The sequence below is a fragment of the Brevibacillus borstelensis genome, assembly GCF_036700025.1.
Taxonomy (GTDB): Bacteria; Bacillota; Bacilli; order Brevibacillales; family Brevibacillaceae; genus Brevibacillus; species Brevibacillus borstelensis.
Genome location: NZ_CP144922.1, coordinates 2,939,686 through 2,966,233 on the forward strand (window position 1 = coordinate 2,939,686; position 26,548 = coordinate 2,966,233).

Here is a 26,548-nt window from a genome sequence, read left to right on the forward strand (position 1 = left end):
ATACAAGAGTGCTGCCATATAAAAAACGACGGAACCGTTGGACGATAGTTGGGATAAATCTCGGCCATTTTCACGATAGGGCATTGTTGACACGAAACCAAAAGGTTTTATATAATCAAAAGCGAAACCAATTGGTTTCATAAACCGGCAGAACAAAGGAGAACACATAATGGACTCGAATCAAAAAAACACCGTACCGGATATCAACAAGACGGTTGTGCTTAATGCCCCGATTCAAAAAGTATGGAATACAGTATCCACTGCAGAAGGCATTGCAGCCTGGTTTATGCCCAATGACTTTCAGCCAGTCGTGGGGCACGAGTTCCACCTGCAATCACCTTTTGGTCCCTCGCCGTGCAAAGTCCTGGAAATCGACGAGCCTCACCGCCTTTCTTTTTCATGGGATAAAGATGGTTGGGTCGTTTCTTTTACGTTAAAAGAGTTGGGCAACAAGACGGAATTTACCCTGGTTCACAGCGGATGGAAGCAGCCGGACGCAACTGTGCCGAAGGCCAACGAGGAAGCGGCAGTCATTCGCGACCGCATGAACAACGGATGGGAGTCCATTGTTCATGACAGATTGCGCCAAGCGGTTGAGGGTTAATGTCAGCCGTACAAAAACATGACGTATTTCAGGCGATTGCTGACCCGACTCGCAGAGAGATCTTAAAATTGCTTTCAGAAAAAGAACTGCCTATTTCTGAAATCACCTCCCACTTTCCGATGAGTCGAACAGCAGTTGCGAAACACCTGCAAATACTCTCGGAGGCCGAATTGGTTTGCGGACGCAAGGTAGGGAGGGAAAAGCGTTTCCGCCTTCATCCCGGACCGTTAAGCGAATTGAAAGAGTGGCTCTCTTATTACGAACAGTTTTGGACGAACAAATTGTCGATCCTTACACATGTGGTCGAGTCTCAGCCGGAGAGCGGAGACTGAATGGACGCCAGCGTAGCGCTGGTGTCTTTTTTTCGCTGGATGTTCGAAAACGTGAATCGGCCATGCCTTTCAGAGAATGGTTTTGTCAATTGACGGTCCAAGGCGGCTACCGGAAAAAATTAAAAAAATCCGTTTTACCGCATAAATGAATCCTTATCGAGGTAGCAGCTGTTCTGTTTTTCTCTTACCATCGAAACAAACATGCTGAGTAGAGGCTGTTTGCGGAAGGAGAAGGATGTTCAAATGTTGCGAATTCGATTCGGCATTTTCTTTAGCGTTTTTGTCGCGATGGTCGGCTTGATGATCATCGCCCCCGTCATGCCTCCGTTGATACGCGAGCTGGGGTTGAGCGAGACTCACTCAGGCTTGATCATTTCGCTGGGATCTATCGCGATGGCGGCAATGGCTCCGGTATGGGGAAACTGGAGCGATGTAAAAGGCAGAAAGCCCGTTATATTAATCGGCTTTCTCGGGATGCTGGCAAGCTATGTACTGTTCACAGCGACGATGTATGTCGGTCTGGCCGGGCTCGTCAGCGGCGGTTTTTTGGTTGTGATGCTGATCGTGGCACGAGGTCTGGTCGGGATGTTTATTCCTGCTGTTCCGTCGTCGGCGCAAGCGTATATGGCTGATATCACGGATGAAAAAGGCCGTTCGGCGGGAATGGCCGTAATCGGGGCAGCTAATGGAATGGGACTGGTACTTGGTCCGGCGATTGCCGGTGCTTTTGCACTCATCGATCTGATCTGGCCGCTCTATATCGGTTCGCTGTTGCCTTTGGTGGCATTTGGCGTGGTCCTGCTGATGATCCCGGCTCAAAAACCGGTGATTCGGGAAAAGCCGAAGAAGGTGAAACCGTTTCAAAAAGGCGTCCGCCTGTATTTGTTTGCCGGATTGGCTACGATGCTCAGCATTATCACCTTGCAAGTCGTCGGCGGCTTTTATTTCCAGGATCAATTATCCCTGTCTACCCGGGAAACCGCACGAATGATCTCCATGGGACTGATGCTCAGCGGTGTTGCGATGATTGTTACGCAAGGCTTACAAATGAAAAACCCGAAATGGCAGCCCAAGCCGCTGATCCTGGCTGGCTCGCTGCTTCTGGTGAGCAGCATGGCGCTTTTTTTGTTCGTCATCAGCATGGCAGGTTATTACGCAGCGTTTTTCCTGTTCGGGATTGGGGCCGGGCTGATGATGCCGGGATTTATGACGGGAGCATCGCTTGCAGTTTCCCACGAGCAGCAGGGGGGAGTAGCAGGGCTTGTGGGAGCAGTTCAGGGCATATCTGCTGTGATCGCCCCTATTCTCAGCACGAGCCTTTACCCGCTAGACAAACATCTGCCTTTCGTCTTTGTGGCCCTATTCGTCATCATTATGGCTGTTACGCTGCTTGCTGTCCGAACGCAGACAGGGGCGGCAATCGAGACTACTGCTGCCCATCAGGACGTAAGCAAATAGCATCGAGTCTTTTTGCTTTGCGGTTTGAGCGGACATCCTGACAGCAAAAATCGATACTCAGCCACCATGTTTCCTTTTGGTGGCTTTTTTGTGTTCGGTGAATACCTAATAATTGGTAATAGGTCCTCTAGGATTGAACCAAAAATACAGGAGAAACACTTTCTATCGATGTTTTGCCAGTACCCGAATGATTGCACCCGATTGATAGATTCCCATCTTCAAATCTTCTAACGGCGCAAAGGCGTAAGTCAGGCGAAGATAATGGTTGGATTCTTGCCATAAATATTTGGAAGGTACGATACACTGCAAAGGTCGCTGCAGCCGCTTTTTACAATCTTTGTTGACAATGATTTTCATTATTATTTAAACTGTGAATAATAAGTTTGCTTGTTTCCCGTGGAAACTTCTTCTCCTCCAAGGTGGAACCGCTCGTATGGTCATTTTATCAAACAGGGGAGGGAGGGAGCTGGTTTGAAGCTTCAACTGGATACCCATGACTTGGGGTGCATGATCGAGGAGCTAAGCGATGTCACCGTCTCTCCTCAGCCTGAACAGCACTTTCAATCCATTCCGATATTGGGAGGGGCTGCTCAATTGCAGCGGATTTTGCTCCGAACAGGCATGGAGATCAATTTGTATGAGGGAAGCATTCACGAGCCTGTGACGTTGGACGTCGGGGTCCGTTATCCTCACCTGGAAATCGGTTATACGCTTTCAGGTCAAGGTTTCTGGGAAACGGCTGGCTCATCCCGGGGGTATTGTTTGGCACCTGGCGTTTCCCATCTCATCTATATTCAAGATTCGAAGCTGCGTTTCGAACTGCTTCCCGTGGAGAGGTACGTGCATCTGGAACTTCGGGTCGACGTTCGGTATTTCCGGGAACTGCTGCCCGAACTTTCCCGGATATCGGAGAAACCATCCTTTTGCAGGCAAACCGCCGGCTCGCCCCATCTTTCGCTTATCGCCGAGCAAATCAAACAGTGCCCTTATTCCGGCAAGCTCCAAAGGATGTTCCTCGAAGGAAAAGCGTATGAGCTCCTGGTCCATCATTTGGATGCGGCGGAAAAAGTGGAAAAACGGGTTCGTGCGGAATCCAAGCTGAATGCAGGTGATATCCAGTGCCTTCATTATGCGAGAGAGATTTTGACACGCACGTGGAGAGAGCCTCCCGGTTTGCTTGAGCTGGCCAGACTCGTCGGCCTTAACGACTACAAGCTCAAGCTCGGCTTTAAGCAATTGTTCGGCACAACGGTCTTCGGCTATGTCCGAGGCCTGCGAATGAGTGAAGCCCGTAAATTGCTGGAGCAAGGAAAGGCCAATGTCAGCGAGGCAGCTGTGATGGTCGGTTATCACAATATAAGCCATTTTGCTTCCCTGTTCCGCAAAACGTTCGGTTATAACCCAAGCGAAATCGCAAGAGCAAAGGAGTCGGGCCAAGGATGAAACACAACGTCACGATAGGGGAGGCAGAGATCTCCTCGGAGGAAAAGCTGGAGGTGTTCGTTGAGTCTGCATACGACGCTGGCGGGGAAGTGCTGCCTTCCGCTTTTCTGGCAAGCATCGTGTATGAAACAAAGAGCTAGTATTTCCGAAAAACAGTGAACGCTCAAAAAGATTGTTTCTTCGAACAAGAAAACGGGAATGCGGTGCTCCCCTCACTGAAGAAATGATCCGTACACTGAATCCGGAGAGAAATGTGAAAGAGGCAATGGAGGAAATACGTAACTGTGCTATTGACTGATGAAGGCCAAGTACGTTCCAACACGCCAAGACGGGCTTACCGCTCGGTATACGTGCACAAGAGTGCTCTATAAGGGCCGCTGCGTATGTCAAGATATCAAAGGCTCGGTAGGCCACGCTCCCGATTCGGGCCTGGTTTCAATATAAAGGGCAATCTGCTTCAGAAGCTCCTGTTTTTTGGTCTCATCGATATGTGTGAGGATAGAGTGAACTACTTCGCCTTCCTGTACCTGAAATTTGCGAATCCGGGGGCAGGTGAGCGATGGGAGCCATTTGCGGTCGGCGAAAGGAATTCCGGTGCAATATCTGTCACGCTGACCCTGCCATTGCTATATTCCAGCAAGGCGTAATTATGAATCCCAACCTGTGGGGGAGTGCGTTTCACGATGTCTTCAGGTACGATAGAGATCAAACTGAGAGATGTGGTGATGCAAGCATGAGAATCAAGCAAATCGAATGGGAACCTGCTGACCGGATTCCTTATGTAACGGCAATGCCGGGGAACCAGGGTATTTGCTTGCGCTGAACCAGATTTTACGGAAAAAGCCCGATGTGCTGTTGCTTCACCAGGGGCCCGAAGGAGTGAACTCCGGCCAGTTGGGACATGCCGGTATACGGACGGTATTGGAGGCTGGAGAGAGCACGCTGGTGTTCTGCGGGCATGTGCACTGGGAACAGCCTTATGCTGAGCTGCCGAATGGGACGCAAATATGCAACGCGGATGGCAAAGCGTTTATATTCTCAAGGTAGAACTCATCAACTACTATCGCTGCATATGTCAGAAACGCGGCTTTACGATCCGGATCTATGAACGGGTTTTTAGGATAAACATGTACATAATAGTAGTGCACGCATAGGTGAACAGACATTCTCTGTCGATTTTTCGCTAGGAAGGTCCACTTAACCAGAAAAGAGAGCTGATGCGAGGTATGAACAACCTGACAAAATTCAAGATAGAAAAACCGGCTAAAGAAGTGTTTGAGGCATTCGTAGACCCTTTGAAAATCGGGAATTTCTGGTTTTCGTCAAGCTCTGAAAGATGGGAACAAGGCAAGACGATCACACTGAAATACGATCTTTATGATGCAACAGCGGAGATTCACGTAATCGAAGTGGAGGTCGATAAAAAAATCGTGTTCAAATAGGGGCCCCCCGAAGAGGAACACGTGGTTGCCATTACCCTGACAGAGTTGGATCATTCCAGTACGATTATTGAAGTAAACGAAGAAGGCTTTAATGAGAATGATGAAGAGCTGATAAGCAAATTGGTGGACAACAAAGAAGGGTGGGTATTTATGCTGACCTGTCTGAAAGGGTATTTGGAGTTTGGTGTTCGCAATTTGAGAGGAGGATTAGTAAAGGAATAGAAAATGAGTCGGCGACAGGCGGAGTGAAACCCCATGGATTGCGGGTTTTCACTCCATTTTTCTGGAGCCATTGCTGCCCTGTTTTCAAACCACCAGTTTCCGGCAAGCTTCCGCTTCTGCCAAAACGCTTGTCATGCCGCTTTCACAGGACAATCCTTATGTCCTCAATCAGCCGTGATTAACGATCTGCTTCGGTGTACCCCTGCCTTCCAGCATAATAAGGTTCTCCCGGATCGATATCGATAACGACGCGATGTGGGGCCGCGAGCGCATATTGGTGCTCGCAGCGCCAACGCATATCTTCGCTGAAACCGACAGTTTCCCCGTCAGCGATCACGTCTCCCTGGTGAAACAAATAATAGCCAATATTCATTAAATGATCGGCAACCTCAGAAGGGTCGAGATCATAAAAATGGCACTGAACATCGGGAATGCCAAGTGCAGCGAGACCGATCGAGTCCATCAGGCCTTCCGCCCGACCGCTTCCCGTCCCTTGCACGTTATAAAAGCGTATATTCATAGCTCCATATAAGATGGCACCTTCTTCGATGGCAGCCAAATAAGCCTGGGGCTCTACAAGCTTGTCGCTCGCCCGAAAGTAGATCGCATCGCAAGGAGCTGCTTCCAGTACCGCTCGAAGGGCGCCGGTGAAAAGCTGCAATCTTGCTTGAGGCTCCAGCCCGGATGCCATCATATCGACCAAAAGGAGTGAATAGTTGCATTCGTTTAGCGTTTGAGCTGCTTCTTGCCAATGCCAGGACTGCTGAATCGCGGTCTCGTATTCTGCCGCAGGCCGGCTCTCGAAATTCAGTAAGCTGGTCTGAGCGGGCATTTCTCCTTCCGCGTACTGTACCATGTAGTTTAAATGGAAGAAGTGCATCAGCAGCTCCTTATCGGCTTCGTTGGCTTCCCAAACAGCAAGGGCAGGGTCATCTGTTTTTTCCCGGTCCGGCTGTTCGATTTTGCCCGTGTAGAGATTCATTTTTTCATAGAGGAGCGCCCGATCCAGTTTTGGCTGCTGCCTGTATTTCAGTTCAACCCCATAAACCCGTGCAAACCCAAAGTCTTTCTCCTGATCCAGAATATCCTTCTTTTCCATTTTTTCCTCCTTGGCCGAAGCGTTGATTGTAACCCGGTTCCGCGTTGTTTCTTTTGCCCTCAGCTTGCATACAGGGAGTATGTACGGTCGAAGCGTCCTTTCAGCAAATCCTGCTCCGGATAAAAAATGAGAGCTCGCTCGCCGTAATAGTCCTATTATATAAGGTGCTTCCATCTGCTTCCATCATATTTTTCACCTGAAACCGGATGCACACCAAACATAGACTGGAATCCAGCTAAGTATTGCGAGATTCCACATCGTTCAGGAGGGATCATTCCACTATGAGAGTAACGCCATATTAATAGCGGAAGGAGCTTTTTTGCGAAACGAGGAGGTTTAAGTAACGCTCGTCTCCAAACAGGCTATTTGATCAATGAGAGGGTAACCTCTACGGCATGATTGATAAAGGAGCGGTCCGGGCGAGATTTCATCATGACGGTGAGCCCGATGACCGACACGACAAGCGTTTGCGCAAGAGCTTTTGCATTCTTGACTGTCTTCAGTTCTCCCGTTTGTATCCCTCGTTCAAGCGTTTCCTGAAAAATCGCCGAAAGATACATCTGATGCTCCCTCGTAAGAACTTCAAACTTCTCATCGTGTGGTGCAAGCTCGACCATTGTGTTGATGCAGAAGCATCCCCGGGCCGGATTTTGGTCATAGTCCTCAGCGGTCAAGCTTTCAAAAAAAGACCGAAACGCGTCTTTCACAGACGGATGTTTTTGGAGTGCCGCCCGGACACGGGAAGCGTGGAATCGTGTATATTTCCTCAGCGCTGCTTCGAACAACTCTTTTTTGTCCCCGAAAGCTGAATAGATGCTTGGCCGTTGGATGCCCATTTCAGCCGTCAAATCGCTGAGTGAAGTCGCTTCGTATCCCTTTTTCCAAAATACATGCATGGCTGCGTCCAATGCTTTTTCCACATCGAATTCTCGTGAGCGAGCCATCACAACAACCCCTTTTTATATCGAACGGTATGATATGATTTTATATTTCTGCCAGCATTGTGTCAAATCGAGAAGGGAATTTTGTTGACATATGAAGTTCGCGAGCTGTATAAATGGGAAAGGGTAATTATGTACCGATCAGTATAAAATTTTGCTTCGCTATGAAACTGGAGGGTTGTAGCTTGAGTGGAGAGGGGCTTTCCCAAAAAACAGAAGTCGTTGTCGATCAAAAGGACGGAGCCATTGCGGACAGGGGGCAACCGGAGTCCGCTACTGCCTCTTGTATACCGGTCAGATCGATGTCTCGCTCTGTTGCACTGCTGTTCGCGGCCGCCTGCGGGATGGCTGTAGCCAGTATCTATTTCGCTCAACCGCTGCTCGACTCTTTGGCTCGGGAGTTCGGACTTCGTCATTCATCGATTGGCATTGTGATTACCGTTACCCAACTTTGTTATGCATTGGGGCTTTTTTTACTGGTGCCGCTTGGAGACTTGTTGAACAGACGCCGACTGATTCTGTGCCACATGCTTTTGTCCGTACTTGCAATAACCGTAGTAGGTACTGCTCCTGCCGCTCCGGTCCTGTTGGCAGGCATGGCTGTAATCGGTTTTTTGGCCGTTGTGACCCAGACGCTTGTCGCATATGCTTCAATTTTGGCTGCCCCATCCGAACGGGGGCGAATTGTCGGCCTGGTGACGAGCGGGGTGGTCATTGGCATATTGCTGGCGAGAACATTTGCAGGCATTTTGACCGACATTGCCGGCTGGCGCTCTGTCTATCTCGTCTCTGCAGCAATGATGCTGCTCATGGTCGCCGCATTGTTCAAAGTGCTGCCTCGCGAAGAACGCGAAAAAACGTCGATGACATACTCGCAGCTGCTGCGCTCCGTCATTGACCTATTCGTCCAGGAAAGAATTCTGCGGATTCGCGCTGCATTTGCCTTGTTGATTTTTGCTGCATTCAGCATATTATGGACTTCACTCGTCTTGCCGCTTAGCTCGCCGCCGCTTTCGCTATCCCATACCGCCATCGGGGCCTTCGGCTTTGCCGGCGTTGCTGGAGCATTGGCAGCAGCCAGAGCAGGCCGGCTCGCGGATCGAGGGTTCGGAGAGTGGACCACCGGTATCGCGCTCACATTGCTGATCGTGTCCTGGCTCCCGATCTCCTATGCTGAAAAATCGCTGTCTGTTTTGATTGTTGGCGTGATGATCCTGGACTTGGCGGTGCAGGCCGTCCATGTGACCAATCAGAGCATTCTCTTTACCGTACGCCCTGAAGCGCGCAGCCGCCTGACCGCCGGCTACATGGTTTTCTATTCCATCGGAAGCGCCTCCGGTTCGATTGCTTCGACCAGTATGTACGCCTATGCGGGCTGGAGTGGCGTATGCCTGCTTGGGGCAGCAGTCAGCACAATGGCTCTACTGTTATGGGCATTCACACGGCGTCGGATTTCATGTTAGAGAATAAGATGTCTAGTTCTGGATCGATATTCGCTATAATGGTTGTAGATGGTTTACAAGTTTTTGAGGCGAGGTGAACACACATGTCACTTGAAAGAAGTACAACCGTTCAAGTGGATGCGTCGGGCTCCGGGCAAACCAGCACGGAGATATAACAATGCTTTTGTTCGGAGCCGCCTTCCAAACCATATAGGCTGATATATCTTGTGCAGGCTTTGCTCACTATTTACACAAATCTGTAGATAGGAGCGGCGAGAATGAAGCACGAAAAAGCAAAAAATATTTTGCCAAAGCACGTGATCGAATGCATTCAACAATACATTGACGGCGCGTATGTGTATATTCCCAGAAAAGCTGAAAAACGCAAGGCGTGGGGCGAGCTGACCGGAGTTCGGGCTCAGCTCAAAATCCGAAATCAAAACATCTATAAAAGCTTCTTGCAAGGCGATTCCATTGCGGAGTTATCTCAGCGACATTATCTGACGGAGCAATCGATCCGCAGAATTATCCGGGAAGAAAAGAAGCGCGTGTAAAAGGGAGCGATATTTGATGTGATCCATCGAGATACTTCAAATATCGCTTTTTCTTATTGAAATGATTCTGTTTGATTCGGGTGCATGCATGCGCTTGAGAAGCATGAATAGAGATGGTAGGGTGGGAGACAAATGATGCTGCAAACAGAGGAGCGAGAGTGATGACTCAAAACATCTATGACAATGAGGAATTTTTCAAAGGGTACAGTCAATTGAGACGTTCCATAAGCGGGCTGGATGGTGCACCGGAATGGCCGACACTGCAGTCCATGCTCCCGGATTTGCACGGTGCCCATGTTCTTGATTTGGGATGCGGGTTCGGCTGGTTCTGCCGCTGGGCCAAAGAAAATGGCGCCTCAAGTGTAGTCGGGATCGACATTTCTGAGAACATGCTGACCAGAGCGAAACGGGAAACGCAGGATTCCCAGATTGCCTATCTGCGGGCAGACATGGAGAGCCTTGAATTAAAGCGAGACTCATATGATCTGGTGTACAGTTCGCTGGCATTTCACTATATCGAAAACGTGCAGGGCTTGTTAAAGGAAGCGTACGCATCTCTCAAACCAGGGGGGAGTCTGGTATGTTCAGTAGAACATCCGATTTATACGGCTTCTAGCGGGCCTGGGTGGATCAAGCATCCTGACGGTTACAAGACGTGGCCAGTCGACAACTATCAATATGAGGGTGTACGGAAAACCAATTGGCTGGTCGAAGGAGTGGTCAAGCAGCATCGGACGATAGGCACATATTTGAACATGCTGATTGGGCTTGGTTTTACAATAACCCGTGTAGTAGAGTGGGGACCCTCCAGTGAACAAGTTGCCTCCCATCCTGAGTGGGAAGAGGAGCTTCATCGCCCTATGTTTTTGCTGATTTCGGCTCGAAGATCCTAGTCATCTTATAGCCAAGAGAAAGGAGATGTGGATAATGAATCACTGTCATTTGCTTCACATCGAGTTCGAGTACGATGGACATAAACAGAGCATCACGCCTGTTCTTCTTCAAGATGAGCAGGATCTTATTCTCGTCGATTGCGGCTATCCGAATTTTATCCCGCTTCTTGAAAAAGCGGCTCTCCAGAATGGCATCGCATTCGATTTGCTCACCAAAGTCATCGTGACACATCACGATATGGATCATATCGGTTCGCTGGCAGAGCTGAAACGGAAGTACCCCCAGATCGAAGTCATTGCCCACGAACGGGAGGTTCCCTACATCGAGGGTACGAAAAAATCGTTGCGGCTTGAACAGGCGGAATCGACCTACGATGCGTTGCCGGATGAAGCAAAGCCGCAAGCTGAACAGTTTATTCAGTTCCTTGCTTCTATTGAAACCGTTTCAGTAGAAAGAGCCGTTTCCAATGATGAGAGGCTGCCTTGGTGCGGCGGCATTGACATCGTCCACACACCAGGGCATATGCCAGGCCATATTTCGTTGTACCTTTCTTCCAGCAAAACGCTGATCGCGGGAGATGCAGTCGTAATGGAAGAAGGCAAGCTGAATATCGCAAATCCGCAGTATGCTTTGGACCTGGACGAGGCTGTTCGGTCCGTGCATCGATTGCTTTCCTGCGACATTGAGCGGCTCATCTGCTATCATGGAGGCTTGTTTCCTGGTGATGCCAAGAAAGCCTTGCTGGAACTCGCTCGTAAGTACGAGAGGTAAATCGTACCGGAGACTTGCCCTGAGCAGCGTATTGATACTTTTCTCATAACAGGATCATCCAAGACCGCCCGTTTCCAGGCGAACAGTAGATGGATTTGGCATAAATTAACATCCAACAGGTGGAATGGCCGCGTGAATCTACTATAATGGTAAAGAAAAGCAGAGGTTGAGATTTTACCTCGGTGCCAGATGATCTGTTTGGAGCTACAAAAAGAATGAGAATCGCTAAAATGGCGCGAAGGAGACGTTTGCACATGCGACAATTGCTAGAGGAAATCATAGAGCAGCTGCGATTCGATTTGCCTGGTCTAGCCGCATCCTTTAATCCCCCTGCAACAGAGGAGGAGCTTCGCAAGGCCGAGGAGGAACTGGGTTTTTCCCTTCCTGCTGAACTGCGGGAGCTTTACCAGATACACAATGGGCAAAGCGAGGATGGCCCCGGCTTCTTTTTTGGCCTTCCGTTTCTTTCGCTGGAAGACATGCTCGCAGAATGGAGAATATGGGCGGAATTGGAGGAAGAGTACGCCATGGAAGGCGGGCATTATTCCGTTCCCGCCGCTTGGATCAAAGAAAGATACATAAACCGCTATTGGCTGCCGATCAGCAAAGACTGGGGCGGCAATCATTTAGGGATCGATCTGGATCCGGACGAGAAAGGTGTAAGCGGCCAAGTAATCAATTTCGGCCGCGACGAAGAGGTCAAGTATGTGGTAGCTCGTCGTCTCACCGATTTCCTGCAATGTATCCGAGATACGGCACGCGAGGGAAATTACAGTGTCGATCAAGAGGAAGACTACACCTCCTGGAGCTTTGGCCGGGAGGGAGAGGTACACTTTCTCGATGCCATTCGCGGGATGAATTTGCCCGTTCTCGAACCATTCCGCGCAGCTTCAGAAGTACCAGACGCAGACGTGTGGTTTGAAGGCCTCGACGACGAATGGAAGAAAAGGATACTCGAGTCAAGCAGTTCACCAGAGGCTTTTCTTCGCAGGAAAAAGCTGCTTTTTATACAGCAGGGACTTACTGATATCGCTCCGCTTGGTTCTTGCAGTGAGGTGCGCGAACTGATTCTTAGCGGAAACGAAATTCGTTCGATTGAGCCATTGAGCGGCTGCAAGCATCTGAAAAGATTGTATTTGGTGAAAAATCCGGTATCGGATCTGCGGCCATTGCGAGGTTTGGAGTATTTGCAGGAACTGAATCTTTCCGGTACGGCCGTCACGGATGTAACCCCTCTTGGCTGCTTGCCAAAATTGACAAACCTGGATATTCAGCATACACCTATTCGTGATTTTTCACCGTTATCATCGATCAAGGGTTTGCGTATGTTGGAAGTTAGCGAGCCGGATGCGGAGCAGCTTCGAAGTCTGTCGGCGCTCACTCAGCTTACAGAGCTGACCCTTGCTGGACTCGGTCAAGTAAGCGAGAGCGATTTGAACGCGATCGGACAACTGGTAAACTTGCAAACGCTTCAGCTGGAAGGGGTTTCTTTGCCAGGTCTTGCGTTTCTGGGAAATTGCCGCAGGCTTCAAAAAATAGTGATAAAGGATTCGACGATTGGGGATGTTTCAGTCTTGGCCGGGCTTACTAAACTTCAGTCCCTGGAGCTGAACGGTTGTCCCGATATCGGGAAGCTGGAGGAGCTGGCCCGGTCGGCCTCTTTGAGGAAAATAACGGCTTCCTTCCAGCAATTCGCACGATTAAAGGATTGTTTTGACCGAAAAATCGACTTTTCCACGATGATCGGGGAAATGACAGACGAAGAAGAAGAGATCTGGCATCAATATTTGACAGACTAGGCAAACTTCCAGACAATGCGAAACAGGCTAGTGAAAGCACGTCTTCGTTCGCTGTTCAAAGGCCACCTACGAGGGGAACAGGTATAATAAAAGGGCGGAAGCGGACACTAAAAAGGGATGACTTTGCAATGTCTGGAACATAGATAACGATAAATAGGATACAATTCCAATGAAGAAAAACAGGAAGAAAAAGGAGCCAAGATGACAAAGGAAACAGCAAGCACAGAAGCAGGATGGAACTTTGACAACAGTTACGCACGTCTGCCGGAATTATTTTTTTCCAGCCAAGGTCCCACTCCTGTACGGGCACCGAAGCTCATCATTCTCAACGAGTCCCTGGCATCATCCTTGGGATTGAACACTCAAGCGCTGCGCAGTGAAGATGGCGTTTCGGCGTTTGCCGGAAACCGGATTCCCGAGGGCGCTTCCCCGCTCGCTCAAGCTTATGCGGGGCATCAATTTGGACATTTCAACATGCTCGGGGACGGCCGGGCACTGCTGCTCGGCGAGCAAATTACTCCTGAAGGCGAAAGGGTAGATATCCAGCTCAAAGGCTCAGGCAGAACACCGTATTCCCGAGGCGGAGATGGCCGGGCGGCACTCGGACCGATGCTGCGCGAATACATCATCAGCGAAGCCATGCACGCTCTCGGGATTGCAACGACCCGCAGTCTGGCAGTAGTGACGACCCGTGAGTCCGTTATCCGTGAGACTGACCTGCCCGGTGCGATTCTCACGCGCGTGGCCGCCAGTCATTTGCGGGTCGGTACCTTTCAGTACGCAGCAAACTGGGGGACAGCCGAGGAGCTCCGGGCTCTGGCTGACTATGCGATAAAGCGGCACTATCCGGACATTGAAAACAGTGAAAATCGCTATCTGTCGCTGCTTCATGAAGTGATCAGGCGTCAGGCGGAGCTCATTTCAAAATGGCAGCTAGTCGGCTTTATCCACGGCGTCATGAACACCGACAACATGACCATCAGCGGGGAAACGATCGATTACGGTCCTTGCGCCTTTATGGATACGTACGACCCGGAGACGGTATTCAGCTCGATTGATATCCAGGGCCGCTACGCCTATGGCAATCAGCCATATATCGGCGGGTGGAATCTCGCCAGATTTGCCGAAGCCCTATTGCCGCTGCTGCATGACGACGAAAAGCAGGCGATTGAACTGGCCCAAAATGAGCTTTCCACATTTTCGAAGCTGTACTACCACAATTGGCTTGCGGGAATGAGAGCAAAGCTGGGAATAAGCAACGCGGAAGAACAGGATGAAGCCCTTATTGAAGACCTCCTCCGTATGATGCGAAATTATCGGGCGGACTATACCAATACCTTCCGTGCATTGACTTTTGACAAGCCGGAGGACACACCGATGAACGGCACCCCGGAGTTTGCACAGTGGCATGAGCAGTGGCAGGCGAGACTTGGCAGGCAGAAGGAATCGAAAGCAGCCGCACAGCAGTTGATGCGCAGCAGCAATCCGGCTGTCATTCCACGCAATCACCGGGTAGAAGAAGCACTGGAAGCTGCGGTCAACGACGGGGACTACAGTGTAATGCATCGGTTGCTTGAGGTTCTTTCGAAGCCCTATGAGCATTCGCCTGAGCAGGATGAATACTGCACACTGCCGGCTGAATCAAACCGCCCGTACAGAACCTATTGCGGTACCTGATTAAAAACAACGGACTACCCCCCAATGCCAAAACAATACATTTCATCTGCATGACTACGGGTATGTATACCGTAGTCGATGGTGCAAGCGCCCTTTCCTGTATATTGCAAAATCCACAGGATACTCCGTGGATTTTCCTTTTTGGTTCGTTTGTTCTAATTTTGTCTAGGTCTCTTCGTTTTTGCAGCTCTTGTCAAAACCAGTTTTACAAAGGTAGCCAGCCCCAGGTACCCAAAGAGCGGATAAAGAAACAGAAGCAAATCGGAATAACCGATAAAGCAAAGCAGAAAGCTTACGGTAAATAAAGCAAGATAGACTCTCGTTTCCGGAATGTTCACGAGCTCCCGTACTTGCTGCCCGATCCCGAAGACGTTAGAGATGAGGGTCGTAAATATTTCCGAGTAAAGGACGAAAACAAAGAACAGCTGCAGCCAGTCATTCCACTGCCCGGTGATGAAGATGATCGGTACTTCCAGATGGCGTATCTGTTCCCAGTTGGCGAGCATGGCGATATGAGAGCTTAGCATCATGAACCCAAGACCGCAGCCGCCTATGATGCCAGCTCGCTTTAAGACGGCGCGCTCCCTGATGGAGTAACCGATCGGAATGAGTACGGCTTGGGCCATCGCCAGATTAAAGGAGACGTACAGGACTGCCTGCCACAAAAATTCGAGGGAATCCGGCGGTGGGAAGGGGAGCGGTGATGCTACGTCGCCATCGATCAGGATCAGGAAGGAAAAGAGCAGCATGGTGGGCACGACAATGGAGTTGATCGCGAGCAGCCGCTCCAACCCTTTTCGGAGGAGTAGAAAAGCTGCGATGGCTGTGATGATAATCCCGAAGGTATAGGGTAAACTGAATTGCTGTTCCAGCACCGAACCAGCGCCGGCGAGCATCACAGTGGTCACGCCGAGCAAAGTCAGAAATACCAATACATTCATGATTCGTCCTGGAATGGAACCGAATAGCAACCGATTAAAGGATTCGTATGAAGGTGTACCAAGTTGTTGGGCAAGGAGCATCATCCGGTAAGCCAGCCACATGAACAGGCCAGTCGATACCCAGATGGCCCAGGTGCCTGCCCCCCCGTAAGAGGTAAAAAAAGCAACGATTTCCTGACCGCTGGCAAAGCCAGCTCCGACTATCGTTCCGATGTAGGTGGCAGCCACCTGTACACTTTTGATCCACAGTTTCATAAGTGAGGCCCGACCTTTCCTCCAGCTTGCTTCTACCATTTTATGGAGGCTTGGTCAAAATCAGAATAAACGCAAAAAAATCCTTCCGACATGATTTTGCGGTCATGGGCGGAGGATTTTCTTTGTAAGAGGCTATCCTTTTCAGATAAGGAACATTGCGACCAGTGTGGTTACCAAAAGACCGATCACCACGGGATAAAGATTGCGTCTGGCCAGCTCGAACGGATCGACGCGGCAAATGGCTGCAGCGGGAATCAGCGCCCACGGTATAATCGTGCCGCCCCCGACCCAAATAGCGGAGATTTGCCCCAGTGCCGTCAAAGTAGCGGCTCCCGTTCCCAGAGCAGTGGCAAACAATTGGGCCAGCGACCCGGCGAGGGTAATTCCGGAGAAACCCGAACCATCCAGACCCGTGATGACCCCGATGGCCGTCAAGGCAAGCGCCGCCACTTCCTTGCTTAACGGAATCGTATGTGCCAAAGCAACCCCCAAGTCGTTTACAATCCCCTGCGACCCGGCAGGAAGCGTTTCGCCAAAGACCTTAACGAAACCGCTGTCGCCCATATAAAAGAAGGCAGCGATGGGGATGACCGGACCAAATACTTTAAAACCGAATTGAAAGCCGTGGATTAGGTGATTCGTGACTTTTTCCAGCCCCGCCTGCTTGTGAGCGATCAGTGTGACAGCGAGGAGAATAAACAGAGCAGTTCCTCCGACGAGGGCGGTGGCATCTCCGCCTTTTAGTTGGAGCATGAACATCGCATACACATCGAGGAGGAATAGCAGAATAACTGCGGCAGCAATCCAACCGCGCAAGCCAGCAGCAAGCAGTGTGGAGGCGCTTTTTTTGCCAGAGTCGGAATCTTCAATCTTTTTCAATGGTTCGGCGACAAGTCCGTTCTTCATATCTTTCCTCAAGTACCAAAATGCCGCGACTGTCGTAACCACTCCCATGACGATTACGAGAGGAACACTCGCCGAAATGACGTCTGCAACGGGAAGGCCGGCTGCTTTGGCTGTCAGAGTGGGCGCCCCCTGAATAATAAAATCGCCAGACAAGGCAATGCCGTGGCCGAACAGGTTCATCGCGACTGCGACACCAATCGCGGGAAGACCTACGCGGATGGCTGCTGGGAGGAGGACGGCTCCGACCAGCGCAACGGCAGGGGAAGGCCAGAAAAACCAGGAAATGGCCATCATCACAAGCCCGATCACCCAAAACGCCAGCGCAGGTGTGCGGATGAGCGAAGAGACGGGCTTGATCATCGTCTCATTAATCCCCGTCTCGGATAAAACCTGGCTCATCGCAACGATAATGGATATGACCAGTATCGTCGGCAACAGCTCTGTGATGGCATAAATAAAGCTGCCAAACAGTCCGCCAACCGCTGTTGTGACAGAGCCCGTAGCAGTGAGTCCGAGAACGGCGATCCCGATCATGCACAACAGACTTGTGTCTCGTCTCATCACCATCGCCGCGATAATGATGAGGACAAACAGGACATATACGCCGTGCAGCCAGAACAATTCTACACCCATGCCAATCCCCTCCTTGATCGAGTCAGGAGAATGCTTTTGTTGTCACACTATGCAAGGAAACAGGCATGGGTGAAGGCGGAATTTTCGTTTACACTTTGTTGTAGCGGATTGTTCGCCAGACTTCCCACATCCAGTGGTGGGTGACGTGGTCAAGTTCTTCGGTCCGGTTCAAGATTCTGTAGATACGCTCCATGAGCTGCTCGTATTCCTCTTCCGTCAACTGTACCTGGGGCATCCCAATCTTCCTCTCATTGTCATTATTATCCATTTTATCCCATCTTTGTTGATCGTTATACGGACGGTGAGCGGTTCTTGATGTGGTCGACAACTGGAAATGCTTCGCTGTTTATGCGAGGATAGATAAGGAAGCAATTTTTCACCAAGTAAGGGCAAAAGAGGGGGGACCGGCGCCTTTGCGCCATTGACCATGCTGAATACCACGCAGCTTCAACAAAAAATAGATCAAGCGATCGAAGTACTGGAGCGCCGGTTTTTTGAGAGGAGCGAGCTGATCCGGCTGCTGATCCTCGGAATCATGAGCGGCGAGAACGCCCTTCTCGTCGGTCCTCCGGGGACAGCGAAATCGCAGCTTGCCCGCTCCATTTCCAAACTATTCGGGTCTGAGCATTGGTTTGATTATCTGCTCACCCGTTTTACGACACCAGATGAGATTTTTGGCCCGGTTTCGCTCCAGCAGCTCAAACAAGACCAATACGTACGGAAGACAGCCGGGTATTTGCCGTCGGCTCAATTCGCCTTTCTCGATGAAATCTTTAAGGCCAATAGCGCGATATTGAACTCTTTGCTGTCCATTTTGCATGAACGGATTTACTTTAACGGAAGAGAAAAAGAAGAAGTGCCGCTGCTCTTTCTCGTGGCCGCTTCCAATGAACTGCCCGACGAAGAAGAGCAGCTGACGGCCTTGTACGACCGGTTTCTCATCCGTTACGAGGTGGGATATCTGCAGCATGCCTCCAGCTATGAAAAGATGTTCGATCCGCCTGCAAAAGAGATACCCGTGGTCTTCTCATTGTACGATGTAAAGGATGTCCAGTCCGCCTCGAAGAAGGTTGCCATCTCGGAGGGCCTGATTTACTTTTTGTACAGCTTGAAAAAGGATCTCGAGGAAAAGGAGTTTGTCATCTCTGACAGGAGATGGAACAAGATCGTTCATGTGTGGAAAACCTCTGCTGTCCTCAACGGCCGGGACTATGTGTCGATTTGGGATACCGTCTTTACCCCGCACATGCTATGGGAGGTTCCAGAGGATTTGCCCGTCTTGCGTGAGCTGTTTGAAAAAAGGTTTACGGAGCAGGTGAAGGCAGAGCTCGAAGCTGAGCTTCCTTTGCGGAGATACCATCAGATTGCCCAACGTTGGCTGGAAAAAGAATCGGAGCTGCACGCCTTCCAGTTTAAAAAAGAGATCGGTCATAAGATGGGAGCCCAGAGGACGGAGGAGTACCGCTCCATGCTGGAGGAATGCCGGCTGGAGCTTGAAGAGACGGGCAGGGACCTTCGGAATCGTTTGCTCGGCTGGCAGCGGCGGGAGAAGGATATGAATGCCTACATCTATGAGAAAAACAGGCTCATCCATCAAGTAGATAAGTATACGGTCAAATACGTCCACCTGCGCGTCGAGGGGGAACGGATTCTACAGATGATACAAGGGGTATATCGGACGGTGTTCGATCGCGAAATTGCGGGTACCGAATATGATTACACCCTCTGAGGAGGCTGCCGGCGATCATGATTATTCGTGCCAGCAGGGTCGACCGTTATGTCTTCGACGGACTCTGCTATTCATCACGGACGGCAATGGAATGGATGGAGGAAGCAAAAAAACGGGCACCGTGGTTTTCCCGGGAGCTTCTGGCTGATTTTTTTCTCTGCTTTTTCCTCTCTGAGCCCGAAATCGATCAGACACAGGAAGCCACGCCGTTCCATCGTTGGATGGTCCAGACGCTCCGCAAACAGTACTTTTACCAGACTATACACCCGCGTACGATCGGGCAGGAGAGCGCTTCGTTCAAAACAGCGATCAAGGCTCTTATGTGGCTGGCGGAGAGCTTCGCGGAAGAAGTGAAGAAGCGAGAACGCGAGCAGCAAATGACGCCACTGGTTGCCGGGCTGAAACAGAAGCAGCACGGGGAGGGAAATGAGCAGGCCAAGCTTTCCGAGTTTCTTACAGAAAAACAGATTTCGCGGCTGCAGCTGGTGGGATATACGTTGCAGCAAGGAAAGCGGCTGGTTGAAGAGAAACAGGAAGTGCTCGATTCCCGGCCATTGGTGGAGGCCGAGATCCAGTCGCTCAAGGGACGAATAGAAGAACTGCGCGAAGATATGCGGGTGCAATTTACGAAGCGGTCCAAGCTGCAACAGAAGGTAAAAAAGCTGGAAGAGGAGCTCACGAAACGGGAAAAGCAGCATGAGCGCCTTACGCGCCAGGAGCGGGAAGCTATCGAGCGGTTCGAACAGGAGCTGGGACAATGGCTGGATCGTTCGTTGAAAGAGACGCTCTCCGGTGAGGAAAATGACACTCTGTTTATTCGCGAGCTGCTTGAGGCCAGCCAGCGCTTTGCAAATCGCCGCTGGGGAAACGATCTGGGAAAGCTCCGCAGGCAAGCGCTGGACCAGTACCTGCAATGGGTGGACAAGCTGAAGCGGCATCCTGATCTGCTTTCTTTTTTGGAGGAGGTGGGGCGCAACGTCCACCATTTTCGGATCAAAAAGAAGGAGAAGCGGACACGCCGGATGCCGGAGGAATACGACAACCTGAGGCAGTCCGGGGATATCGGACATATGCTCCCCAGTGAAGCGGTTCTTTTGGCTGATCCCGACTATGAAACGTATTTTTTGCTGAAATGGCTGGAGCAAAAGCTGATGACATACGATACGACAGGCTGGTATGAGGAGCCGCCGAAGGGCCCCGTTATTTTCATGCTGGACACCTCTCATTCGATGAAGGGCGGAAAGCTGCGACTAGCCCAAGTGTTTGTGATGACATTCGCGGCCCTTTGTCTGTTGGAAAAGCGAGATTTTATGCTGCTGTTATTTGGAGCCAAGGGTGAACTGCTGGAGCGGGCCTTGTACCATAAAAGACCGGATTGGCCAGGATTCTATGCTTTGGCCCAGACAGCCTTCGGCGGGGGCACTCACTTTGATGCCCCCATGAAGCGCGCGATTCGCATCCTGGAGGATAACAACCGGTTTCAATCCGCTGATCTCGTCATGGCGACAGATGGCATCGGCGGGCTGTCTGCTTACGTGAGGGACATGCTTGCGCAGTTGGCCCAAAAGAAGCAGGTGCGGCTGCATACGCTGATCGTCGGCTCTGCCCGGCAGCATTTGGTACAACAATACGACATACTCGGGGTTTCCCATCGGGTGAGGTTTGCTTCAACCTGGGAGAGCCGAGGGGAGGAGCAGACCGGGCTCTTATTGGATGTATTTTCAACGAGACAACCATCGCAATAGCCGCATTCTGAAACGGATAAGCGGCAAAAAGACCATCTTGGCACTGGCAGCCAAAGATGGTCTTTTTACGATCCTGCCACTTTTGGAGGCACGGCTTTCTTGTTCAGGCTTTCTTGTTCAGGCTCTCTTGCTCAGCCCTTTCTTGCTCACGCCTTCACCCAAGGGTTTTTCAGCCCGGATGAAAGCCGTTCAACCGTTTTTTGGAGCCTGCTCGCCCTCGTTTCCTCCCGTTTTAGATGCTGTGAACGAACAACAGGACACAGTCCTTTGAATTGCTCCTGGTGTTGTCTTTCTTGTTGTTGAGGGGGCTCGCTCTGCATGGCTGCACCATCCGGCAGCGGGAGCAGCAGGTTTGTATAGCCCTCGGGGGAATTAAGCACCAAAACTTGATGACCTTCCTTGATCCTGAGCTTTTTGACTAGTTCTCCCATGGCTCCTCCATTAGTTGATCCGGCTAAGCAGGCTGCGGCCAAATTCCAGCTCGTCAAATTTTTCACGTACACGAGTGCTTTCGTATTCCCATTTTGCTTGCTCCGGCTCAAAGGTGATCGGGACATCACAGATGATCGTCGCCAATTTTTGACTGAGATACACCTGGTCACGGTTTTCTTCCAGCTTGGCTCTCATTTTTGGCGTACAAGCCTCCAGCCGGCTGTACAGGTTGTCCAGACTTTGATGCTCTGTGATCAGCTTATGGGCTGTTTTCTCGCCAATACCGGGACAGCCGGGTATACAGTCGGAGGCATCACCCATCAGGGCCTTTACGTCGACCACCTGCTCTGGGGTGATGCCGCGCAGGTGGAGCAGACTGGCGGGCGTGTAATGCTCATGCTTGCCGCCGTTTTTCAATATCTTCACGCTGACTTTTTCTGACACGAGCTGAAGGCTGTCGTAGTCACCCGTTGCGATCACAACCTCATTACCGTCTGCAGCCAGCATCGTGCTGAGTGTCCCGAGTACATCGTCCCCCTCATAACCGGGGCATCCTATATTCGGTACAGAAAAAGCATCGGTTACTTCCTTTACCAAATCAAACTGCGGGATCAATTCATCGGGAGGAGCATTGCGGTTCGATTTATAGCCATCGTACCACTGGCTACGGATAAGGGTTTCCCTGGCTGCGACATCCCAGCCGACAGCGACGTGTGTGGGCTGGATCAAGTCGATGTAGTCCAGCATCATTTTGGTAAATCCATGCACAGCGTTGGTGTAAACGCCTTGAGACGTTTGTCGGTATCCGCCTGTCCAAGCGGAAGCGTAAAATGCGCGAAACAGAAAGCTCATTCCGTCAATGAGCAAAATTTTTTGCGGATTGTTCACAACGGCGACTCCTCTCATCGTCGAGACTATTCGCCTCATTATAGCACAAAACAGGACGAACACTTTTCTTTGCGCCTGTCAGATTTTACATCGAGGAAAGGCGAATGCGGCTGGACAGTTGGAGGGAAGATAGTATCACAAGAGGTCAACAAGACTCTTTTCTCAACGTCTCTCGGTCTCAGTTGGAGAGGAGCAGCACGCTGACGGTTCGAATCCGTCCCGGGAGAAAAAAGCGATAGGAGGAATCACACATGGCGAACAACAACTCTGGCAACACCAACAATTTGTTAGTTCCTCAAGCAAATGCGGCCCTGGACCAACTGAAGTATGAAATTGCTGCAGAATTCGGTGTAAACCTGGGCGCAGATACCACTTCCCGCCAAAACGGTTCCGTCGGAGGAGAAATCACGAAACGTCTGGTTAGCTTTGCTGAACAACAACTGGCAGGCCGCGGATAAATCCGTGCAGCTACAAGTAAATATGTGAATGCAGGAAGGCCCCTCATAGAGGGGTCTTCAGGTTGCAGACAAACTCCCTCGCTGAACGAACAGCAGAGGGAGTTTGTTTAATAATTTGATGAAAATACCGAAGGTGTTTTGATCGTTCACCTTTTGGCGACCTGATTTCCATAGCCAGGTCGCCATTTTTTTCAAGTTCATGGCAGCGAAAACAAGCATCGCCTGCATCGTGACCTTCTCCAGTCCTCGTAAGGTCGTCCAACGCATGCCATGCTTTTCCTTCATATCAGCGAATACACGTTCAATCGTTTCTTTCCGTTTGCTATAGATTTGTTTGTTTTCCTCGGTATGCCGGAGGTGGTCTACCTCTTCGAGGTAATCAGCCCAGATGTGGCGACTCACTCTCTTTGTGTAGTCTTTACTTTCCGTGCATTGTTTCAAGAACGGACAACTTCGGCAAACTTGAGAATTTGATCGATAGATACGGTACCCATCCTTGTTTGTTGTCTCATATGTTAAGATTTGCTCGTTCGGGCAGATGTAGCAGTCGAAATATTCATCATACACATATTCGTGCTTTTTAAAAAAACCTTCTTTGGTGCGTGGTCTTGTGTAGGGCATAACGGGGCGAATCTGGTCATCAAGGAGTGTTTTACTGATGTAAGGCGTCTTGTATCCCGAGTCCACTGCCACAGCTTGAGGCTGTGCAAACGTCTTTCGCACTTGATTCAAAACATCCTCAAAAACCTGACTGTCATGCACATTGCCTGGCGTTACCTTGGCACCAAGCACAAATCCATTTCGATCACATGCTGTATGAAAACTATAAGCAAATACACGTTCCTTTTCCCCTTTTACAAACAATCCGCAATCCGGGTCAGTTGTGCTGACTTTCACCTCCTTCTTCGAAGTTTCTGTCTTTTTTTCAAGGGGCTTCTTTCCATGTGCAATACGATCCTGATTGATTTCTTCGTCCAGCAGCTCTTGATATTTCTTCGCTTGTTCTTCAACGATTTCTTTCACGTATTTATGCTTATTCGCACTGGCTTTTACATGCGTAGCATCAATGAAAAGCACATCAGGCTTCACGAATCCATGATGAACCGCCTCCTCCAATATTCGAAGGAAGATCGACTCGAAGAGTTGAGTATCCCGAAAACGGCGAACATAGTTCTTGCCTAGGGTCGTGAAATGGGGAATGGGCTGACTGAAATCATAGCCAATAAACCACCGATAGGCAACATTGGTTTCGATCTCTTTAATCGTTTGTCGCATGGAACGAATTCCAAAAATATATTGGATGAAAGCAATTTTAACTAAGACTACAGGGTCAACACTGGGTCTGCCATTGTCATGACAGTAGAGGCTTTCCACCAAGTCATAGATGAACGAAAAGTCGATTGCATTTTCAATTTTTCTTACGAGATGATCTTCTGGCACCAACTCATCTAGCGAGAATGCAGATATCTGATAACGCCCTTCGGCCTCTTGCTTATTAAGCATAATGCCACCTCTAAAAAATAACTTTTGAAAACGTAACATGTTCTATATTCAACAAAAAAGCCTGCAGACCCTGTTCCTTACGGAACTTTGTCTACAGGCTGAAGGCCCCTCATAGAGGGGTCTTTCTTCTTGTCTCTACACAGGAGCCCTTTCTCTGCGGAGTGTGCGAATACACAATCCACATTCGCGGACTAGTCATATGGTGTAATGTAACGGAGGCATCCTATTCTTTGTGGGATAGAGAGGGGGGACGGCGGGCCGTGAAAAAGAAGGACATGAAACGCCTGTTTAAAGCCAACCCGGATTTTGAAGCATGGCTTATGCAGGACCCATCACGTGTGGCTGCGATTCGCGCCAACCCGGCGGCTGCAAACGATTTGTTCAAGCGATGGAACGACAGAAAAAAAGGAATCATCGATTTTGACAACATTACACAGAAGACAAAACGGGCCAGCGAAATGCTGACAAACGTTCAATCAATTATGGAAATGATGTCGGATTATAGCAAAAAACAGTCGGAACGGTAGAAGGCTGAAGAATTTTAGCCTTCTTTTTCTTTTTCTTTTTCATTTCCCGCTTTGATTTGTTATACTGGAAAATGGGAGGGAATACGCGATGATCCAGCAGATTTCCAGTCTGATGCTGATAGCCGCTTTGGTCTTTTCTGCGGGGACAAGCAGCATGGGGAAAGAAATAAAAGAGAACGCCCAGACTGTCTTCGAGCAACCATACCTGGCGATCGCACCCGTTCAAACATATCCGGGTGACGCAGTACTGGTGAAAAGCAAACAGGCTACGTCAGTCACCCTTTTTCAGAAAACGTACCGGCTTCAGCCTTCAAACGGCGAGTATGTCCGGTTTATTCCGGTTCCTTTTGACGCAAAGCCCGGGACCTATCCTATACAAACTGCGGATAACAAGCATCACGCTGAATTGACGATCCTGCCCAAACAGTTCGCGGTAGACAAGCTGACTGTTTCCAAGCAACTAAACCAAATGAGACAAGACACGGCAAGAATTGATGCCGATCAGAAGAAAATCAACGCTGCCCGCTCCAAGTCTGCGGAGACAGCGTATTTTGCCGACAAATTTCAATGGCCTGCAGAAGGCCGCATTACAACCCCATACGGATATCAACGAGTGGTTAACGGAGTACCGGCCAATCGACATGCAGCCATAGATATCGCCAACAAGACGGGCACGCCGATCGTGGCGACCAACCACGGAAAAGTCGTGCTCGCGGAGTCATTGTATTTGACCGGTAACACGGTAATCATTGACCACGGCCTCCAGGTATTTTCCATCTATGCACACATGTCCAAGATTGATGTAAAGACGGGTGATCTGGTGAAAGCCGGGCAACAAATCGGCCGCATCGGTAGCACGGGTTTCTCGACCGGGCCTCATCTTCACTTTGGCTTGTTGATTGGAAATACGTATGTCAATCCGCAACCATTTCTGGATGCATCACCTTTCCTCTGGGAGTGACATGGAGGTGTTTTTTGCATGAAAAGCACACAAGTACCAAATCGGGTATTAAATAACCTTGTTCATTTTTTGGCACCTTATGAACAAGCGGTTGATGAATTGAAATTAAAGCTAAAAGGAATTAAGTACGGCTTTATGAAGCGGGGACGGTATTCCCCGATCGAGTTTGTAGTAGGTCGCGTCAAAAAAGTGGACAGCCTGGTGAAAAAGGCTCAGGAAAAAGGGATTGATTTTACGCAGAGTGATTGGGAAGCGGATCTCGCACGCGAGATTACGGATATTGCTGGATTGCGCGTGGTCTGCCGTTATGTTGATGATGTACGCGAGGTTCAGCAGCTGCTGCAGGAGCGGGAAGATATTGTCATCCATGACGTGAAGGACTATATTGCATCACCGAAAGACTCCGGGTATCGGAGCATTCACATGATTGCATCCTATACGGTGTATCATGGCAGCGAAAAAATTACATTGCTTTGTGAAATCCAGATCAGAACTCTCGGAATGAATTTCTGGGCAACCAATGAACATGAGCTCAGATACAAATATGCAGGGAACATCCCTCAGAATGTGATGGAGCAGCTCCATGAAGCTTCATTGATCACTCACCAGCTGGATGTGCTGATGAACAATTTGCGGCAGGAGATTTTAACGCCGCAAGCGGTCGATCCGACCTTGGAAGAAAAACTGGAAGAGATCTTCTCATTGTATGTGAAGCAAGATTTAGAATCGGCTGCCGCCCTGTATCGCGAGTACGTCAGCGGATTTGAACAGGCTTTTCAGGACAATCCGAAGTTTAAGATGATCTATGATTTGCTCGGAAAACGTCTCGGATAACAGATAAGCGCTACTTTTGGATGACAACTAGATCGAATAGCTATGAAAGGAACAAAAA

At 49.9% G+C, this 26,548-nt stretch carries 25 protein-coding genes and 1 pseudogene; 18 read left to right on the forward strand and 8 right to left on the reverse strand.

The window, feature by feature from the left end; all coding sequences use genetic code 11:
• Nucleotides 1–169: 169 nt before the first annotated feature.
• The 6 genes and pseudogenes from V5G20_RS13930 (at nt 170) to V5G20_RS13955 (ending at nt 5,501) form a co-directional block, all read left to right on the forward strand.
• Nucleotides 170–604, forward strand: coding sequence for an SRPBCC family protein (locus tag V5G20_RS13930; RefSeq protein WP_003390438.1), 435 nt, complete (start codon nt 170–172; stop codon nt 602–604).
• Nucleotides 604–936 (forward strand): ArsR/SmtB family transcription factor, encoded by a 333-nt coding sequence (locus V5G20_RS13935; protein WP_003390437.1) that lies wholly within the window; start codon nt 604–606, stop codon nt 934–936. The genes V5G20_RS13930 and V5G20_RS13935 overlap by 1 nt, the downstream gene beginning before the upstream one ends.
• Nucleotides 937–1,179: 243 nt before the next feature.
• On the forward strand, nt 1,180–2,394 hold the full coding sequence (locus V5G20_RS13940) for an MFS transporter (protein ID WP_338460928.1): 1,215 nt from the start codon (nt 1,180–1,182) through the stop codon (nt 2,392–2,394).
• Nucleotides 2,395–2,865: 471 nt separating this feature from the next.
• Nucleotides 2,866–3,837: a helix-turn-helix transcriptional regulator gene (locus V5G20_RS13945; RefSeq protein ID WP_003390435.1), complete on the forward strand. Its 972-nt coding sequence runs from the start codon at nt 2,866–2,868 to the stop codon at nt 3,835–3,837.
• Entirely contained in the window at nt 3,834–3,977 is a 144-nt protein-coding gene (locus V5G20_RS13950; RefSeq protein ID WP_155808006.1) for a hypothetical protein, read from the forward strand. Before V5G20_RS13945 ends, V5G20_RS13950 begins: the two co-directional genes overlap by 4 nt.
• A gap of 1,086 nt (nt 3,978–5,063) precedes the next feature.
• A pseudogene (locus tag V5G20_RS13955) lies at nt 5,064–5,501 on the forward strand (SRPBCC family protein).
• A gap of 178 nt (nt 5,502–5,679) precedes the next feature.
• Here the strand turns inward: V5G20_RS13955 and V5G20_RS13960 are convergent.
• Both V5G20_RS13960 and V5G20_RS13965 read right to left on the reverse strand, forming a co-directional pair.
• Entirely contained in the window at nt 5,680–6,600 is a 921-nt protein-coding gene (locus tag V5G20_RS13960; RefSeq protein ID WP_003390431.1) for a DUF4261 domain-containing protein, read from the reverse strand.
• Nucleotides 6,601–6,962: 362 nt separating this feature from the next.
• A complete protein-coding gene (locus V5G20_RS13965) occupies nt 6,963–7,544 on the reverse strand; it encodes a TetR/AcrR family transcriptional regulator (protein WP_122958845.1) in 582 nt (193 codons plus the stop codon).
• 299 nt (nt 7,545–7,843) lie between these two features.
• On the opposite strand from V5G20_RS13965, the gene V5G20_RS13970 reads away from it, so the two are divergent.
• The 6 genes from V5G20_RS13970 (at nt 7,844) to V5G20_RS13995 (ending at nt 14,678) form a co-directional block, all read left to right on the forward strand.
• The gene (locus V5G20_RS13970; protein ID WP_338463469.1) at nt 7,844–9,004 is read left to right on the forward strand and encodes an MFS transporter; all 1,161 of its coding nucleotides are present in this window, start codon (nt 7,844–7,846) and stop codon (nt 9,002–9,004) included.
• 257 nt (nt 9,005–9,261) lie between these two features.
• Nucleotides 9,262–9,537: a CD3324 family protein gene (locus V5G20_RS13975; protein WP_024984651.1), complete on the forward strand. Its 276-nt coding sequence runs from the start codon at nt 9,262–9,264 to the stop codon at nt 9,535–9,537.
• A 161-nt stretch (nt 9,538–9,698) separates the two neighbouring features.
• The gene (locus tag V5G20_RS13980; RefSeq protein ID WP_003390427.1) at nt 9,699–10,430 is read left to right on the forward strand and encodes a class I SAM-dependent methyltransferase; all 732 of its coding nucleotides are present in this window, start codon (nt 9,699–9,701) and stop codon (nt 10,428–10,430) included.
• Between the two features lie 34 nt (nt 10,431–10,464).
• The gene (locus V5G20_RS13985) at nt 10,465–11,202 is read left to right on the forward strand and encodes an MBL fold metallo-hydrolase (protein WP_024984653.1); all 738 of its coding nucleotides are present in this window, start codon (nt 10,465–10,467) and stop codon (nt 11,200–11,202) included.
• Between the two features lie 254 nt (nt 11,203–11,456).
• Nucleotides 11,457–13,001 (forward strand): SMI1/KNR4 family protein, encoded by a 1,545-nt coding sequence (locus V5G20_RS13990; protein WP_031933086.1) that lies wholly within the window; start codon nt 11,457–11,459, stop codon nt 12,999–13,001.
• 201 nt (nt 13,002–13,202) lie between these two features.
• Nucleotides 13,203–14,678: a protein adenylyltransferase SelO gene (locus tag V5G20_RS13995; protein ID WP_338460939.1), complete on the forward strand. Its 1,476-nt coding sequence runs from the start codon at nt 13,203–13,205 to the stop codon at nt 14,676–14,678.
• A 155-nt stretch (nt 14,679–14,833) separates the two neighbouring features.
• Here V5G20_RS13995 and V5G20_RS14000 read toward each other — a convergent pair whose 3' ends face one another.
• From V5G20_RS14000 to V5G20_RS14010, 3 genes are all read right to left on the reverse strand, one after another.
• Complete coding sequence (locus V5G20_RS14000) at nt 14,834–15,874, reverse strand: hypothetical protein (RefSeq protein WP_122958842.1); 1,041 nt, start codon at nt 15,872–15,874, stop codon at nt 14,834–14,836.
• A 141-nt stretch (nt 15,875–16,015) separates the two neighbouring features.
• Nucleotides 16,016–17,413, reverse strand: coding sequence for a hypothetical protein (locus V5G20_RS14005; RefSeq protein WP_251247513.1), 1,398 nt, complete (start codon nt 17,411–17,413; stop codon nt 16,016–16,018).
• 88 nt (nt 17,414–17,501) lie between these two features.
• Nucleotides 17,502–17,648 (reverse strand): hypothetical protein, encoded by a 147-nt coding sequence (locus V5G20_RS14010; protein WP_170208400.1) that lies wholly within the window; start codon nt 17,646–17,648, stop codon nt 17,502–17,504.
• Between the two features lie 192 nt (nt 17,649–17,840).
• Here V5G20_RS14010 and V5G20_RS14015 point away from each other — a divergent pair, with 192 nt between their 5' ends.
• Together V5G20_RS14015 and V5G20_RS14020 are read left to right on the forward strand one after the other, a co-directional pair.
• Nucleotides 17,841–19,142: an AAA family ATPase gene (locus tag V5G20_RS14015; RefSeq protein WP_024984658.1), complete on the forward strand. Its 1,302-nt coding sequence runs from the start codon at nt 17,841–17,843 to the stop codon at nt 19,140–19,142.
• 17 nt (nt 19,143–19,159) lie between these two features.
• Nucleotides 19,160–20,887, forward strand: a complete 1,728-nt coding sequence (locus tag V5G20_RS14020; protein ID WP_172920253.1) for a hypothetical protein — start codon at nt 19,160–19,162, stop codon at nt 20,885–20,887.
• A 146-nt stretch (nt 20,888–21,033) separates the two neighbouring features.
• On the opposite strand, the gene V5G20_RS14025 is transcribed toward V5G20_RS14020, so the two are convergent.
• Nucleotides 21,034–21,318 (reverse strand): YdeI/OmpD-associated family protein, encoded by a 285-nt coding sequence (locus tag V5G20_RS14025; protein WP_122958839.1) that lies wholly within the window; start codon nt 21,316–21,318, stop codon nt 21,034–21,036.
• Between the two features lie 10 nt (nt 21,319–21,328).
• Nucleotides 21,329–22,171 carry a 5'-3' exonuclease gene (locus V5G20_RS14030; RefSeq protein ID WP_375338702.1) on the reverse strand — a complete coding sequence of 281 codons (843 nt, stop codon included), beginning with the start codon at nt 22,169–22,171 and terminating at the stop codon, nt 21,329–21,331.
• Nucleotides 22,172–22,458: 287 nt separating this feature from the next.
• Here V5G20_RS14030 and V5G20_RS14035 point away from each other — a divergent pair, with 287 nt between their 5' ends.
• A complete protein-coding gene (locus V5G20_RS14035; protein ID WP_003390413.1) occupies nt 22,459–22,665 on the forward strand; it encodes an alpha/beta-type small acid-soluble spore protein in 207 nt (68 codons plus the stop codon).
• A gap of 57 nt (nt 22,666–22,722) precedes the next feature.
• On the opposite strand, the gene V5G20_RS14040 is transcribed toward V5G20_RS14035, so the two are convergent.
• The gene (locus V5G20_RS14040) at nt 22,723–24,168 is read right to left on the reverse strand and encodes an IS1182 family transposase (protein ID WP_024985259.1); all 1,446 of its coding nucleotides are present in this window, start codon (nt 24,166–24,168) and stop codon (nt 22,723–22,725) included.
• 260 nt (nt 24,169–24,428) lie between these two features.
• On the opposite strand from V5G20_RS14040, the gene V5G20_RS14045 reads away from it, so the two are divergent.
• From V5G20_RS14045 to V5G20_RS14055, 3 genes are all read left to right on the forward strand, one after another.
• Entirely contained in the window at nt 24,429–24,695 is a 267-nt protein-coding gene (locus V5G20_RS14045) for a hypothetical protein (RefSeq protein WP_172920787.1), read from the forward strand.
• A gap of 88 nt (nt 24,696–24,783) precedes the next feature.
• Nucleotides 24,784–25,656 (forward strand): M23 family metallopeptidase, encoded by an 873-nt coding sequence (locus tag V5G20_RS14050; RefSeq protein ID WP_338460958.1) that lies wholly within the window; start codon nt 24,784–24,786, stop codon nt 25,654–25,656.
• An 18-nt stretch (nt 25,657–25,674) separates the two neighbouring features.
• The gene (locus tag V5G20_RS14055) at nt 25,675–26,490 is read left to right on the forward strand and encodes a GTP pyrophosphokinase (protein WP_003390409.1); all 816 of its coding nucleotides are present in this window, start codon (nt 25,675–25,677) and stop codon (nt 26,488–26,490) included.
• Nucleotides 26,491–26,548: the final 58 nt, after the last annotated feature.